Source organism: Sphingobacteriia bacterium (genome assembly GCA_017304685.1).
GTDB lineage: Bacteria > Pseudomonadota > Alphaproteobacteria > Rickettsiales > 33-17 > JAFKLR01.
In genome coordinates this window covers 589,862-605,454 of record JAFKLR010000004.1, presented here as the reverse complement: position 1 = coordinate 605,454, position 15,593 = coordinate 589,862, and the positions used below count along the sequence as shown (strand labels likewise).

The window sequence follows — 15,593 nt, the reverse complement described above, 5'->3', positions numbered from 1 at the left end:
ATTATTAAAATTACTGTCTAAATCCTCTACTTTGCTGTTTATTTGGGTTATTAGAGCAATTTCTTTTATCATGAATTTCACGTTTACTTGAGCTTTTGTTTATACCATTTCCTAATAAAACTTTTTTTGTATCGACTGTGGAAATTTTTCTTTTTTGATTATTTTGCGCTTGTAAAGAAGCTAGTAGTAAAGTTGTAAGCACAACTTGTTCTGGAGAAACTTCTGAAATATTATTTTCTTTTTCTTCGTCAATTGTAATATTTGCATTATTATTTTCAGAACTCATCGCTTAACTTCCTCTGATTTTCTTTTTTTAATTATTCTAGCTTTGCCTGCATAATGCTTTTCTTCAGCACGTGTTACAACTAATGCTTCTTCCTCAACATTTTTACTAACTACACTACCTGCTGCAATAAAACTTCCATTTGCAATTTCTACAGGTGAAATAATTGTGCTATTAGAACCTACAAACACATCATTACCGATAACAGATTTGTGTTTATTAAACCCATCATAATTGCAAATAATTGTTCCTGCTCCGATGTTAGTTTTTTCACCAATTTCAATATCACCTAAATAAGCTAAATGGTTAGCTTTAGCACCTTTATTAAGCTTTGCTTTTTTGGTTTCAACAAAACTACCAACGTGCACTTCTTCAGTTAATTTAGTTCCTGGTCTAATTCTTGCGAAGGGCCCTACAATTGAATTTTCTCCAATATATGCTCCTTCAATGTGACTAAAAGAATTTATAATTGATCCGGATCTAATAACGCTATTTTTACCAATAAAATTAAATGGGTAAATAGTAACATTAGGTTCAATATTTGCATCATATGAAATATAAGTGTTTTGTGGGTCAATTATCGAAACCCCTGAATCTAAAAACCTATTTTTTATCCGTTCTTGCACAATCTTATTTACGTTTGCAAGTTCCTTTTGTGAATTAACCCCTAAAAATTCTTCAAATTCACCTAGAATATATTTACTTGTAAAACCTTCATTATTTGCAATTTCAACTATATCAGTTAAATAATATTCACCCTTAGAATTATTAGGCTCAACTTTTTCAATACATTTCTTAATTATATTACTTCTTACAAGCATTATACCTGCATTACAAATGGTAAGCTTATCTATTTGTTTATCTTCAAGATCACGAAATTCAATAATTTTTATTACATTATCTTTTTGGCACTCAAGTCTACCGTACTGGTTACTTTCTAAATATTCAAAAGCAAAAACCACAACCGCATTTTTTTCATCAGCAAATAAAACTTCACTTGCTTTTAAAATGGTTTCTTCAGAAATTAAGGGTGTATCACCATAGAGAATTAAAGTTGCATCACTCTCTAAATTTAAATTTTTCAAACCACATTTTACTGCATGGGCTGTACCAAGCTGTTGATTTTGATATGAAGTATTAACTTGATTTTCTTCTAGAAAATCATTAAGTATTATAGCATCACTTCGTGAAACAACCGTAAACTCACTTAAATTTAATTTTTTTGCTGTATTTATAACATATTCTATCATTGGAACTTCAGCAATCTTATGCATTACCTTTGGTAATGGCGATTTCATTCTTGTCCCCTGTCCTGCGGCAAGAATAATTGTTGAGTATGTATAATTGCTCATATAAACTACTTTTGAAAATAAATGATGGTAATAATTATATGGAACTTAGTATAATAATTGTCAATGCAATTTCACTTTTCCTATTATTTTCTGGCTTGATTTATCTAGTTATAAAAAATAATAAATTTAAAACTGCTTTGAACAATGAACTAATAAACAAAGCACAAGCTGCAACACTTTTAGATATTTTAAATAAAGAAAATGAGCAATATAAAGCTCTTCTTGAAGAATTAAAAGAATCAAATAATTTTCTTGATAAAGAAATTGATTTAATGAGATTTAAGCTTCAAGAAAATGAAAACAAATTAAGGGAATGGCAAGAGCTTAAAAAAGAATCAATGGAGCATGCGAAAGCTGCTATTTTTGAAGTAGGGAAATCTCTTTCCGAACAATTAATTGCAAACCATAAGCAAGAGCAAACTTCCATACAGGAAACTAACCAAAAATTTATTCAAGAAACTACTAATAAAATTCATGAGGAATTTTTAAGCGTCGTAAAAACTGTGGCAAGTTTAAGCGATCAGGTTAAAACTTCTACTACCTCTGTAGATTTTATTAAAAATGCACTTTTAAATCCAGCAGGCGCTGGGGCATTAGCAGAAACTACGCTTGAAAATATATTAAGGTCCTTAGGCCTTATTCATGGAATAGATTTTCATATGCAATTTTCAATCGATGCAGGAGATTCACGCTTACGCCCTGATGCAGTAGTGTTTTTACCAGGTAATAATGTTATTGTAATTGATAGTAAAGCCTCCAAATTTTTCATGGAATTTGGTAACGAAAACGTTGAAGAATTTTTTGAAAACAAATTAAGCCAGTCAATGGGTTTACATTTAAAATCCTTATCACAAAAAGATTATAAAGAAGCCATTAGAAAATTTTTAAATAGCTTAAATTCTAATTTTAAAGCTTCACAAATTTCCGTTTTAATGTTCATTCCGAGTGAAACTGCTTTAGAAAGGGTTCAAAAAGTTGACCGTAGCTTTATGACTAAAGCTTGGGAAAGTGATATTTTTCCAATTGGTCCAGCAGGACTTGTAAATATTTTATCACATGCAAAATTTGTTATTAGTGAAACTAAAAAAGCCGGTTACGCTGATGCAATTTTAGAAGAAGTAACTAAACTTGTATCTGCACTTTCTGTTTTACAAGATCATGCAAAAAAACTTGGTAACAGCCTAAAAAGTGCAGCGACAGCCTATGATAAAATGGCTGGCTCATTTAATGCAAACCTTTTACCAAAATTAAACCGTATCGAAAATTATGGTATAACAAATAAAAATAAAATTGAATATTTAGATAGATATCAAATCATTAATCAAGACAAACAACAGGAACTTGAAATTGAAAATTTATCCAATGATAATTTAACAAAAGAAAAAGTTGAATTATTAGAAGAATAATTTTCAAATAGGATTCTAAAACTAGTTAAATTAGAATCTTCCCTTTTGTAGCAGTTTGTTATATATAAATAGCTTAACAACATCCTTATTAAACTATTCATGAACGGCTTCATATTATTAAATAAACCAAAGGGCCTCACCTCGCAACAAGCAGTAAGCCGAGTTAAAAGGATCTTAAAGATAAAAAAAGCAGGCCATGCGGGAACTCTTGACCCCTTTGCTGAAGGGTTACTTCCTATTGCAATAAATGAAGCAACACGCGCTATGGAATATATATTTAATAACGATAAAGAATATGAGTTTACTATAAAATTTGGCGCCATAACTGACACACTTGATTTAGAAGGAAAAATTATCGAAGAAACGAATGTTATTCCAAGTTTAGAATCTATTAAAAATGTTTTACCGGAATTTTTAAGCCCCCTTTCCCAAATCCCCCCAAAATTTTCAGCACTTAAAATTAATGGTAAAAGAGCTTATGAAATGGCTCGAAACGATGTAGAATTTGACCTTGAACCTAGGAATATCGAGGTTTATAATTTAGATATAATAAGCGCTCAACATGGCGAAATTACCTTACGGACTCTAGTTAGCAAAGGTACATATGTAAGGTCACTTGCACGTGACATTGCAATAAAAGCTGGGTCTTTGGGACACGTAAGTTATTTAAAAAGAACGAAATTCGGTAAAATTAATATCAATAAAACAATTACACTAGATTATTTAGAAAAAGTATATTATGATGACCCCGCTTATAAGTTTCTTTACTCAATTGAAGAGATTCTGGACGACATCCCGGTTCTTCAAATAGGGGAAGAAGAGTTTAAAAGACTAAGCTTAGGGCAAAAAATTATGGCAAATCAGCCACTTAGTGAAACCATTTATTTATTGAAATATGAGCTTCACATAGTGTCGATTGCTAAAAACATTGAAAATTATTTACAACCAATAAAAAATTTAAGGAGTTTCTGATGTCGATAACAACAGACAAAAAAGCTGAACTTATTAAATCATATGGCCTCAGCAAAGAAGATACTGGTTCAGTTGAAGTGCAATGCGCAATTCTTACCGAAAGAATTAACAATTTAACAGAACACTTTAAAGCTAACCCAAAAGATCACCATTCACGTAGAGGGCTTTTAATTTTAGTTAGTAGAAGAAGACGTTTACTTGAGTATTTAAAAAGAAATTCTCAAGAGCGTTACGAAGCTTTAATTAAGAGACTAAACTTACGTAAGTAATTTAAAAGCCCCGTTTATAGCGGGGCTTTTTTCTTTTAAATAAATTTACCTACCCTGCTCGCAAGAATTATTATTGGTCTTATTATTACCTCTAAATGTAGTATTAGTATTATTTACCACATCTTCTCTTTCAATATGAATTTGCATTTCTTGAAGCTCTGTTTTTATTATATTTACATTTCTTTTTAGATTATAAATTTTGCTAAAAGCGTCAAAGAAAGCTTGTTTTTCTTCATTATTAAAAAAGTTTATATTTTTAGTAGCATCATTAAACCATTCTCTTAATATTACAGGATCTTCAAAGCTTGGATATTGAACAAAATGTTCAAAAGCCGCTATTAAATTAGAGTCAAAATATGTAGTAAGCTTATTGAATAGACTTAAAATTTTATTACCATTTGATTCAATAAATAAAAGAGAATCTTTAAATTCTTTTATATTTTCATTATTAACATTTTGTTTTAAAAGCTTAAACGTGTTATTTAACCAATTAAATAACATCTCCACCGGTATAACAAATGACCCTTGTAATATTGATATTAACGGAAGATTTTTCTCCCCTTTCAAATAAATTATCGCATTAATAACACCCTCAAGATTAATCAGCTGTTCACTAAGTTTTTCTCGTGATGTTTTGTTATTATTTACATTAGTGTTACGTACATTTTGTCTTTGTTCTTCCAATAATATAGCTGTTGCAGCCATAAATGGTGCCAATTCGTCAGGTATAATTACATTAGTTTTTGGAAATTCTTTCTTAACTATATCAATTTTATTCCAGCTTTCTGTTATAAAAGATTTATTTATTTGTATTAAGGCTTTTATATTTTCATCTTGCTGTAAATTTTCAGGAATTTTTTCTATACAATCATTAAACGACTTACAAATTTTAAACCATACATTTATAAAATCATCTATTTTGTCATCATATCCATTCCAGGCATCAAGGGATAAAGGTTTACCATCCTTTATTTCATCTTTAAATTCCATCAAAAATCTATTTGATAGTTCTGCATTAGCTTCAATTATTTTTTTATAAACTGTTAGAGCTTGAAGTACTGAAGATTTATCATTAGGATTAAATATTACCGCATGATCTTTTCTTGGGTCAAAATTACTATTTAGTGACATAACAATTTATTCCTTACAATGAGTTTAATTTGGCTATTAAAACAGCTTCAATTAAAACTACTACATTGTCATAAACAGTTAAATAACTTTTCTATAGCAATCAAATTATATATTTCTATAAAACTTTTGAAAGTATAGCGTTCTTAAATTACACTTAAATATCACTTACTTTATTTAAAAGCTTTTCATTTAAAAATTGCTGAGGGGTAGCTTGACCCATAAGATATAACAAATATTGTTTTAAATCTTCATCGTCAAAATTTTTATTTGATGAATCCAAAATTTTTCTTAAAAGATCTGGGTCATCACTTTTCATCATAAAGTTTCTCCCTTTTTAATGAATAATACAGCTTCTTAACATTATATTAAAATATCATATATATTATTATCGCGTGTTAGTATATAATTAATTTTATTTTTTTCAACCTTTAGTAGAGCTAAAATGATTTTAATACGTAAATCAAAGGATAGAGGTAATTTTAATCATGGATGGTTACAAACCTCTCATACATTTTCATTTGCAGATTATTACAATTCAAATTTCATACACTTTAGAAATTTGCGAGTTATAAATGAAGATATTGTAAAACCCTCGCAAGGATTTCCTACTCATTCACATAAAAATATGGAAATTATAACTTATGTAATTAATGGAGAATTAGAACATAAAGATAGTTTAGGAAATGGCTCAGTTATAAAAGCTGGAGATGTTCAATATATGAGTGCTGGAAACGGCGTTACACATAGTGAATTTAATTCATCAAATTCTGAAGAGCTTCATTTATTACAAATTTGGATAATGCCAAATGAAAAAGAATCTCACCCAAAATATACACAAATATATATTCCTGATATAGAAAAACAAAATAAGTTACGCCTTATTATTTCAAATGATGGAAGAGATAATTCAATTACTATAAAACAAGATGCAAATATTTATGCTTGTATCTTAGAAAGTGGGTCAGAGTTACTATTTACACCAAAAGAAAATCGTGGCATTTGGATTCAAATTATTAAAGGCACAATCACTGTAAATAATGAAATATTAGAAACCGGTGACGGCGCTAGAATTGAAGAAGAAAAAGAAATTTTAGTTAAAGGAATAGAAGAATCTGAGTTTTTATTATTTGATTTAAAATAACGTTCATTCAGGGTAATTAATAAATTCAGCAGGCATTTCCCCTTTACTATATAATTTGCCATTAATTAGCTCCGCCCAATCAGTAGGAATAGATTCAAAAAATGTTTGCAATTTAAAATCATTCCACTCTTTAACATTATCAAAAGTAAACCCTACATAGCTTTGAAACTCTGCACAACCAAAGTTTTTATAATTCATCATTGTTATAACCACAGAATTATTTTTTCCATAATTGCTAAGTCTTCGCACAAGGTAATTTAATCTTTCTTCTCCTACATAATCTTTGTGAGATAAATTATTTACATCAAGAACTGAAATAATCAAATTGGATTTTTTTATAAAACTAATTAAGTTATCTAAATCTTTATTATTACGAAGGTTAATAGAAAAAGTTTTAATTTTATTATTTAAAGCAAGCTTATGAAGCCTATTATAATTTTTATCATCAAATAAATAATTGCCTGTTTTATAATTTATAAGCTTACCAAGCTCCACTACTTGATTCGGATTATCTAGCCAAAGGTTAGAACAATACATTTCTCTATTTTTACCAAATTTTTCCCACCACTCCCATTCTTCTGCACTAATTTGCAGATTTAATTTATATTTTTTTGCAATTTTTAATAATTGAGCGTAAGAACTATTTTCAATAAATTGATTCAACCTTTTATTAGTAATTGCTTTATGACTATTAATAGACTTATAAAATTCAAATAGATTATCTTTAATTTTCTTAAATTTACTTAAGTATTTCCATTCCCCATATTTATTTAAAAGTTCAGGCAAAGGATATCTACTTTTTTCCAAATCTCTAACATTATTATACCACCATTCAAAATCTTGGTAGGTTAAATACTTACTTACTTTCTTCCATTCGCTAAAAGTAGAATTCCATCTTAAATGTTTATATTGTTCTTTATTTCTAGCTTTTAAAAGCTCAATATTGATATAGTTAAAACGTAAAATTTCTGGAACAATATCTACTAAAATTAAAGAGTCAATATTATCACTCTGTGAAGCAGCTCTAAAGCCTCTTTCACTTCCTACAGTAATATAAGACCCTTTAGGGATATTTTGAATTAAAGGTAAAATTTTCCAAATTTGTATTTCGGTTGAAAGTGGAAAAAATGAATATTTTACAGCAAACGCATCTAACCTTATATTAAATAAGATTATAATTAAGAATAATATTCGTTTCATAAATATTTTAATATAAAAAAATTACTTTATCGATAAGATATATATATAAAGTTATCTAGACAATAAAATTTTTTTATCTTTGAGTATTCTTATTTTTGCTAATCTCTTTTTCATTATTATCCCTAAAATTATTATCCTTTAATGCTCTTTCATTTTTAAGAGATAGATTTAAAGAATTTATCAATATACCTACACAGTGCTGTGTAGCGTGTTTTAAACTTCTGTCAAAATCAAAAAATATAAATATAAATTCAAAAAATGCTTTTTCCTCATTTTTATTTGAAAATTTTATACTTTTTTTATTTTTATCAAACCAAACTTTTAAGTTTTCTTCATCTTCCTTCGCGCTCCTTTTTAAAAACTCTTGAAATTTATCACTAAAATCAGGTGAAAAATTGCATGATATTTGTTTAAAAATATTTGAAAGCGTCGGGGAAATTTTATTAAGAACTAGAATCATTTTATTAAAATTAAGTTGCGTAATCTTGTTTTTTCTACAATTCCAAAACTCTACGGTTATTAAGAGACCATAATATAAATCAAATATAATATTATGAAGATTTTTTAGTAATTTATCTAATTGTTTGCTATTAATTTGTTTTTTTTCAAAACCTTTTAATTCTTTTTGAAGAATATTCATCCTTGCAACAACGTCCGTTACCGTTCTAGCTGGCAAATTATTACATATCCTAATTATGCTATGCGTTTTAAATTTTATTTCACTTATTAGTTTATTTAAATTTTCTAATGAAACACTTATCTCTTGGTCATTTAGTAGTGTGGGTGAAATTTCAGACTCATTAATTTTATAAATTGAGAGTTTATCCAAAAATTTATGAGCTTTATCAAAATTTCCTTTCCAAAAATCTAAAGATAAAGAATTAGGAGCTTGAAGGCTTACTTCAAAACATTTTTTCAACTTATTTATAAAATCATTATTTTCTATACATTCACTATAAAAACAATTTAAAAGCCCTAATACATCATCTTTATTCTCTGATTCAAATAACTCAACGTTTTTACCTAATCCCATAAATTCTCCAAAACTGTTTTTACTAATCTTATTGGATTATTTTTAATTTTTAGCTTTTAGAATTATCCTTATGATTATTAAAAAATAAAATTAATCAAAATTATAAGTGGTTAAGTTTAAAATATTAAAGGAATTAAACCGTTCCTTTTAAATTTTAGGTTAAAAATTATTTATATTCAATGACTTAATGACTTTTGCAAACACATACTAACTTTTAATTTACTTATAATACACATACTTAACTATACAATCATAAAAATATGAAGTTAGCATTTTAATTCACCCCACAAAACTTAATATATAAGCCTTGAATTTGGAGTTTCTAAAAGATTGACATAAAGCCATTAAACCTCTATAAGTTTGGTATATAAACAAATAGATTTTTCAAGGCCAAAAGGCACCTTAGATCTCTATTGAAAAATATAACAAAATAAAACAATTTTTTAGGTACTTAGATGTTTAATGTCGTTAGAAAAGAAATAATTTGGGGTGGTGATAAGTTAAGCCTCGAAACTGGTAAGATTGCCCGCCAGTCAGATGGATCAGTAGTAGTTACATACGGTAAAACTGTAATTTTATGTACGGTGTGCGTATCAAAAGAGCAAAAAGAAGGTATTAATTTCTTACCTTTAACGGTTATTTATCAAGAAAAAACTTTTGCCGCTGGTAAAATTCCAGGAGGTTTTTTCAAAAGAGAAACCAAACCTAGTGAACGTGAAGTGTTAATTTCACGTCTTATTGATAGATCACTCAGACCTTTATTCCCAGATAACTATCATTATGAAACTCAAGTTATTTGTACCCTTCTATCACATGATTTAAAAAACGAACCTGATATGCCCGCTTTAGTCGGAGCTGCTGCCGCTATTCAAATTTCAAGCATACCATTTAATGGTCCAGTTGCAGGTTCAAAAGTTGCGTATGTTGATGGTCGTTTTGAGTTAAATCCAAAAATTAATCAACATTCACATTCTAAACTTGATTTAGTAGTTGCAGGGACAGAAGATTCAATTCTTATGGTTGAATCAGAAGCCTATGAACTCACTGAAGAACAAATGCTTGAAGCAGTAATGTTCGGTCATAGCGGATTCTTACCAGTAATTAATATGGTTAAGGAATTCGCGAAAGAAGTCGGTAAAGAAAAAATGACACTTTCCGATAAAAGCGATCCAGAAATAAATATGCTAGTTACTAATTTTGCAAAATCAAGATTAGAACAAGCTTTTACAGAAGTTAATAAACAAAAACGTCGTGAAGCAATTTTACAAGTTAAGCAAGATACATTAAATCATCTTGAACCATCAGGTTACGATCCTTTCTTAATTTCGAATATTCTTGAAACTATTGAATCTGATATTGTAAGACATGCAATTTTAGACAAAAATAAACGTATCGATGGTCGTACAACTACTGACATTCGCCCTATTTTAGCTGAAGTAAGCTTTTTACCTTGTACTCATGGCTCTGCTCTTTTCACACGTGGTGAAACACAAGCGATTGTTGCAACCACACTTGGAACTGGTCAGGATGAACAAATAGTTGATTCTATTGAAGGTGAATCAAGAGAACACTTTATGCTTCATTATAATTTCCCTCCATATTCTGTAGGGGAAGTGTCACCAATGAGAGCTCCAGGACGTAGAGAAATTGGTCATGGTAAACTCGCTTGGCGTGCAATTCGTCCTTTGATGCCTACTAAATTAGATTTCCCATATACAGTACGTTTAGTATCTGAAATTACAGAATCAAATGGCTCTTCTTCAATGGCAACCGTTTGCGGTTCTTCACTTGCATTAATGGATGCAGGGGTTCCTATTGAACGTCCTATCGCAGGTATTGCTATGGGATTAATTTTAGAAAAAGACAGATTTGCTGTTCTTTCTGATATTTTAGGTGATGAAGATCATCTTGGTGATATGGATTTTAAAGTAGCTGGTACAGAAACAGGTGTTACAGCACTTCAAATGGATATTAAGGTATGCGGAATTACATTTGAAATTATGAAACAAGCTTTAAGTCAAGCTAAACAAGGAAGGCTTCATATATTAAATGAAATGAATAAAGCTATTCGTGAACCAAGAAAAGAATTAAGCTCTTATGCTCCTACAATTACTAAAATCACAATTCCAAAAGATAAAATTCGCGATATTATTGGCGCTGGCGGTAAAGTAATTCGTGAAATTTGCGAATTAACTTCTAGCAAAATTGATATTCAAGATACTGGCGAAGTATTAATTGCAGCTACCAATTCTAAAGATCGTGAATTCGCTATTAAAATAATTAATAGTATAGTTTTTGATTTAGTAGTGGGAGAAGTTTACTACGGTAAAGTAGTTAAACTTATGGACTTTGGTGCATTCGTTACTTTCTTTGGATCTAAAGATGGCTTAGTTCATATTAGTGAAATTAGCACTGAAAGAGTGGCAACTGTTGATTCAGTTCTTAAAGAAGGTCAAATCGTTTGGGTAAAAATGATTGGTTTTGACCGTGGAAAAATTAAACTTTCTATGAAAAACATCAATCAAGAAACAGGCGAAGAACTACAAGCCTTGCCATCTGCAGGGACTGAAACAAGCGCAGAAAGCGCATAAATCTTAAAGATTTAAGCGGTGTAATAACCGCTTAAATCTTTTTTTCAACTAATTTATTCTTAACTTCCTTGAATCATACTTTTAAATTCTTTACTATATCAGCTTGATATTAATTCTAATTATTCTGCTTAGATAACTATTACATATTTAGTTACTTATCGAAACAATAAACTTTCTTATTGGAGATTAAAATGTTATCGAGCATTCAATTAAATAAATTAGAATTTGAAAGTTTCAGACAATTGTTTTTTAAAATAATAAATGGAAAAAACATCCCTTTTTCATTAATAAAATATGCTGGACCTTCTTCTACTACAGATAAATTTAAATATTACAGTTTTGCTTTAATGGCTTTATTACCTGCCGATAGAACAAAACCATTAGAACTTCTAAAAGCGCCTTTAATTAAAATTGCTTTAAGCGTAGAAAGAATGGCCAGTTACAATAATATGCTAAGAAAATTTGCAGAAACTATTATTGAAATTCATGAAATTGAAAAAATGCACGAGAACGACGCTGCACTTGGTGGAACAGGAGAAATAATAAAACATCGTTCAATCAACTCCCCTATTTTAGAAGAATTCCTAAATAATGACGAAAATTTAAATAATATTTTTGATATAATTGTTTATAATCAGGCTATTCAAAATTTGGCCTGTTTAATTCACTTAATCTTTCATAACAAGATACCAGAGAATTTAATAAATACATACTTTAACCTCATAGTATTAAAAAATTACTCTATAGAAGAAATAGAGGGACTTCATCCTAAAGCTCTTCAATTTGCACTAGAATCAAAAAAATTTGATAAATATATTCTTTGTAGAGAAGATAGAGAAAAAGGTGCAGGCACTTCTATTAGAAAATTTATAATAGCACACGAAAAATTTCAAAAATTATTTAAAGCTTTACCAAAAGAACTAAGATATATAATTTTGCAAGGAGTTAATTCTAATATTACGCCTGAAATAGCTGAGAATTATACACCAACTTGTTTTCAAGATTTCCCTAATAATAACTCAAAAGACCAACATTTAATTGATGTTTGTTCAATTAGACATTCAGTAGACAATTTAAGCTATAAAGATTCATTAAGAAAAATTAGTTTGTATTTATAGATAAAATATACTTAAAATAAGATATATAATTTTAAATATAGTAAATATGTTAACAAAACTTGATTATAAATTACTGAGACTAGCTACAATTGCCGATGCACCTGGCATTGCCAATGTTCATGTGACAGGATGGCATGAGACATATTCTAATATTGTAGATCAAAATTATTTAAATGATTTAAGTTATGAAAAATCACTAAATTTTAGAAATCATTTATTTGAAATCGGTAATACGAATACTCTTGTTGCTTTAAACGAAGAAGAAAAAATTATTGCCTTTTGTGATTTTGGTAAAAAGTTAGAGCACGACAATCAAATAATGACTGATACTCAGAAACAAAAAAGAACTGAAGTTGGAGAAATTTCCGCAATTTACGTTCTTAAAAAATATCAACGTCAAGGTATAGGAACAAATCTATTTAAAGAAGCTAATAATTTTATGAAAGAAAATTCTTTTATTCCATTTATAGTTTGGGCTTTAAAAGAAAATAAAAATGCTTGTAAATTTTATGAAAGCTTAGGTGGTATTTTAGTAGAAGAAATCAAAGTAGTAATAGGTGATAAAGAGTATGATGAAATAGGGTACAGGTTTTCATAAACACTCTACCCTATCAAATAACTACTAAAGACCGTTTACTCCCTTTTTTCCAGTCGACGTTTGAGAGGCTTTAATCTCAGTATGTCCTCTATGAGAACCATTATTACCAGTTGCTACGGCTTGTGTTTTGTTATTATTTGCTTTAGACGAAAGTGCTGGGTAATCACTACCGTTATTATTTGCTGAAGTAACATTACCTTTAACTTGATTAGCGTTTATTCCGCTATTTGACTGTTCAAGTATACGCACCTGGTCTTCTTTATTTACTTCTTCTCCAAATGATGATTCAAGTAAGCTATTTGCTTCTTTAAATTTATTACTGATAAGATTTCTAATTTTTATATATCTTACTTTTAAGTTTTCTTTTAAATCTTTTGTCTTCAAAAGAGTTTCAGCATACATAAGATCTTCATGAAGAGGTGAAAAATGCGCAATAATATTTCTTACGCCTTTTTCATTACCTTCTAAAATCAGATGATGTAATACTGAATCTTTACCATCAATTTTTACTTGCGCACCTTGCGAGCGTAAAAATGACAATATATCTTTTCTATTATAGCGCGCAGCGTAAAGTAATGCTATATAACCTACTTCCTTATCTTTATCAGAACCAAATTTGAAATTTTTGGCAAATTCTTTTACTTTTTCAACATGACCTGCATAAATAGCTAAATACAAATCTGTTTTAATATTATTTGATCTAGCATTATTTTGTAAAAGCTTATGAATAATTTTACTATCAAAAGTAAAAATCATATTTTCAAAAGGAATTTTTTTAATAGATAAATTTACAGGAATTTTATCATTCTTTACAAGTGAGGTATAATCTCTAACCCAAATCATACAAAGATCAAGCGCTGTTTGCTTAGAGTTATTTGTGCTATTTATATTAATTCCTGGTGACTTAAGTAAAATATCTAATGTTAAATTAGCTTCTCTTAATTCTTTTTCATTAGAATCCATTTCAGATTCACTATTTAGTAATTTATTTTCTAAACTATTACACTTAAGTGCGATTGAATTTACTGCGAGATGAAGTGCTGTATTACCAAATTTATCACCTAAATTAATATCAAAATTTACATTAGAATCTAATAAAGCTTTTAAAACATAATCTTTTAAATTTTGAGCAGCATTATGTAAGATATTTTGCTCAAGTTCAGTACTTTTAGATAATAAATTTGGCTTAAATTTATTATCTAAAATAGCCTTTAAAACATGAGGTAAATATTCTTCACTACTTTCGCATATTCTAAAAATTACAGGTACAAAAACTTTTTTCTTTTGACCGAAATATTCAATATCATTTTCATCAAATATTTTTAAGTCTGCACCATTATCTAAAAGTGTTTTTAAAATTTCAAATTTAGTATCGTTATCTACTGCTAGCGCATGAAATAAAACTGATTTTTTATTATTAGTAACCCTTGCCCTATCTTTATCCTTTACAACATTAACCTTAGAACCAAGCTCGATTAAGCGTTTAACAAAATCTAACCTTTGATTAATTACCGCTTCAATTAATAAAGAATTACCATTAGGTAACACGGTATTTGGGCATACACCTAATTCAACGAAACTTTCCATTGTTTCAGTTGAAATATTATCACTTAACTCGTTTTGTAGAGTTTTTAAATTTACGAGTATATCTTTTGCATTTTGGTTATTTGCAAAAAATTCTTTAATAATATAAACATTAGAATTAATAATATTTTCAAGAAAATCTATCTCTGGGAATTTAGATTTGCTATAAACTTCTTTAATATACCAAAATTCATAACAATCCTCAGGATTTGGAACTGTCATTTCAATTTTTTGATTATTAACAATAACAGTCTTTTTTTCATTATTTTTAGAAGTAAGCTTATTTAAAGCTAAGACAATAAAATTGTCTATAAATTCAGGATCAGCAATTTTTTCATTTATCTTATTTTTAACGGCAGTAAGTTCACTTAGAATTTCTTTCTTTAATAATAGGAAAAATATATCTACTTTAGTGTCATGTTCAAATAAAACCTCAAAGGCAGTTTTACCGTTTGAATCTTCTCTTGTAAGTTCAGAAACTTTTATTTTTTCCAAAACTAATTGAATGCATTCCTTAATATTATCATATTCTTTTTCCGGAATTACTTCAAATTCATCAGCTAAATCTTTTGTACTTTCCATTAATGTATTTTTTGGAGGAGAACCACCAACTCTACCGCTTGTATAGTAACTTAATGTTGAGCTTAATGTACTAATTACATCACTTGCAAGTTTCTTAGTTTCTTTAACTGCGTATTTTAAGTTTTGTCTTACTATTCTTCTTGTTGTACGTGGTCTATCTTCAAGTTCAGGAGTAGTTAAGTTTTCAGAAAGTAATTGAAGGAAAGTTTTCCCTTTAATACTTATTTCTAACTCCTCTTTAGTTGCATTTTTTATTCTTTCTTTTAATTCATCGTATTTTTTATCGTTTACCGCTTTTACTAAAAGGTTATCAATATTATGCTTCATATATTA

The 15,593-nt window shown here is 28.5% G+C and carries 14 protein-coding genes; 7 read left to right on the top strand and 7 right to left on the bottom strand.

Annotation, left to right across the window (positions count from 1 at the left end):
* Positions 1 to 10: 10 nt before the first annotated feature.
* Positions 11 to 286 (bottom strand): hypothetical protein, encoded by a 276-nt coding sequence (locus J0H68_08350; GenBank protein ID MBN8828704.1) that lies wholly within the window; start codon positions 284 to 286, stop codon positions 11 to 13.
* Positions 283 to 1,635: a bifunctional UDP-N-acetylglucosamine diphosphorylase/glucosamine-1-phosphate N-acetyltransferase GlmU gene (glmU, locus tag J0H68_08345; GenBank protein ID MBN8828703.1), complete on the bottom strand. Its 1,353-nt coding sequence runs from the start codon at positions 1,633 to 1,635 to the stop codon at positions 283 to 285. The genes J0H68_08350 and glmU overlap by 4 nt, the downstream gene beginning before the upstream one ends.
* 38 nt (positions 1,636 to 1,673) lie before the next feature.
* Between glmU and rmuC the strand changes: the two genes are divergently transcribed.
* The 3 genes from rmuC (at position 1,674) to rpsO (ending at position 4,282) form a co-directional block, all read left to right on the top strand.
* Positions 1,674 to 3,041, top strand: a complete 1,368-nt coding sequence (gene rmuC / locus J0H68_08340) for a DNA recombination protein RmuC (protein MBN8828702.1) — start codon at positions 1,674 to 1,676, stop codon at positions 3,039 to 3,041.
* A 99-nt stretch (positions 3,042 to 3,140) separates the two neighbouring features.
* Positions 3,141 to 4,013: a tRNA pseudouridine(55) synthase TruB gene (gene truB / locus J0H68_08335; protein MBN8828701.1), complete on the top strand. Its 873-nt coding sequence runs from the start codon at positions 3,141 to 3,143 to the stop codon at positions 4,011 to 4,013.
* Positions 4,013 to 4,282, top strand: coding sequence for a 30S ribosomal protein S15 (gene rpsO / locus J0H68_08330; protein MBN8828700.1), 270 nt, complete (start codon positions 4,013 to 4,015; stop codon positions 4,280 to 4,282). Before truB ends, rpsO begins: the two co-directional genes overlap by 1 nt.
* A 45-nt stretch (positions 4,283 to 4,327) precedes the next feature.
* On the opposite strand, the gene J0H68_08325 is transcribed toward rpsO, so the two are convergent.
* Both J0H68_08325 and J0H68_08320 read right to left on the bottom strand, forming a co-directional pair.
* The gene (locus tag J0H68_08325) at positions 4,328 to 5,413 is read right to left on the bottom strand and encodes a hypothetical protein (protein ID MBN8828699.1); all 1,086 of its coding nucleotides are present in this window, start codon (positions 5,411 to 5,413) and stop codon (positions 4,328 to 4,330) included.
* A gap of 154 nt (positions 5,414 to 5,567) precedes the next feature.
* On the bottom strand, positions 5,568 to 5,732 hold the full coding sequence (locus J0H68_08320) for a hypothetical protein (protein MBN8828698.1): 165 nt from the start codon (positions 5,730 to 5,732) through the stop codon (positions 5,568 to 5,570).
* A gap of 123 nt (positions 5,733 to 5,855) precedes the next feature.
* Here J0H68_08320 and J0H68_08315 point away from each other — a divergent pair, with 123 nt between their 5' ends.
* Positions 5,856 to 6,554 (top strand): pirin family protein, encoded by a 699-nt coding sequence (locus J0H68_08315; protein MBN8828697.1) that lies wholly within the window; start codon positions 5,856 to 5,858, stop codon positions 6,552 to 6,554.
* A gap of 3 nt (positions 6,555 to 6,557) precedes the next feature.
* Here the strand turns inward: J0H68_08315 and J0H68_08310 are convergent, their stop codons facing one another.
* Positions 6,558 to 7,754 (bottom strand): hypothetical protein, encoded by a 1,197-nt coding sequence (locus J0H68_08310; GenBank protein MBN8828696.1) that lies wholly within the window; start codon positions 7,752 to 7,754, stop codon positions 6,558 to 6,560.
* A 73-nt stretch (positions 7,755 to 7,827) separates the two neighbouring features.
* Positions 7,828 to 8,787, bottom strand: coding sequence for a hypothetical protein (locus J0H68_08305; GenBank protein MBN8828695.1), 960 nt, complete (start codon positions 8,785 to 8,787; stop codon positions 7,828 to 7,830).
* 455 nt (positions 8,788 to 9,242) lie between these two features.
* On the opposite strand from J0H68_08305, the gene pnp reads away from it, so the two are divergent.
* From pnp to J0H68_08290, 3 genes are all read left to right on the top strand, one after another.
* On the top strand, positions 9,243 to 11,378 hold the full coding sequence (gene pnp / locus J0H68_08300) for a polyribonucleotide nucleotidyltransferase (GenBank protein MBN8828694.1): 2,136 nt from the start codon (positions 9,243 to 9,245) through the stop codon (positions 11,376 to 11,378).
* Positions 11,379 to 11,569: 191 nt separating this feature from the next.
* On the top strand, positions 11,570 to 12,496 hold the full coding sequence (locus tag J0H68_08295) for a hypothetical protein (GenBank protein ID MBN8828693.1): 927 nt from the start codon (positions 11,570 to 11,572) through the stop codon (positions 12,494 to 12,496).
* A 46-nt stretch (positions 12,497 to 12,542) separates the two neighbouring features.
* Positions 12,543 to 13,094: a GNAT family N-acetyltransferase gene (locus tag J0H68_08290; GenBank protein ID MBN8828692.1), complete on the top strand. Its 552-nt coding sequence runs from the start codon at positions 12,543 to 12,545 to the stop codon at positions 13,092 to 13,094.
* Positions 13,095 to 13,118: 24 nt separating this feature from the next.
* On the opposite strand, the gene J0H68_08285 is transcribed toward J0H68_08290, so the two are convergent.
* Positions 13,119 to 15,587: an ankyrin repeat domain-containing protein gene (locus J0H68_08285; protein MBN8828691.1), complete on the bottom strand. Its 2,469-nt coding sequence runs from the start codon at positions 15,585 to 15,587 to the stop codon at positions 13,119 to 13,121.
* Positions 15,588 to 15,593 lie beyond the last annotated feature (6 nt).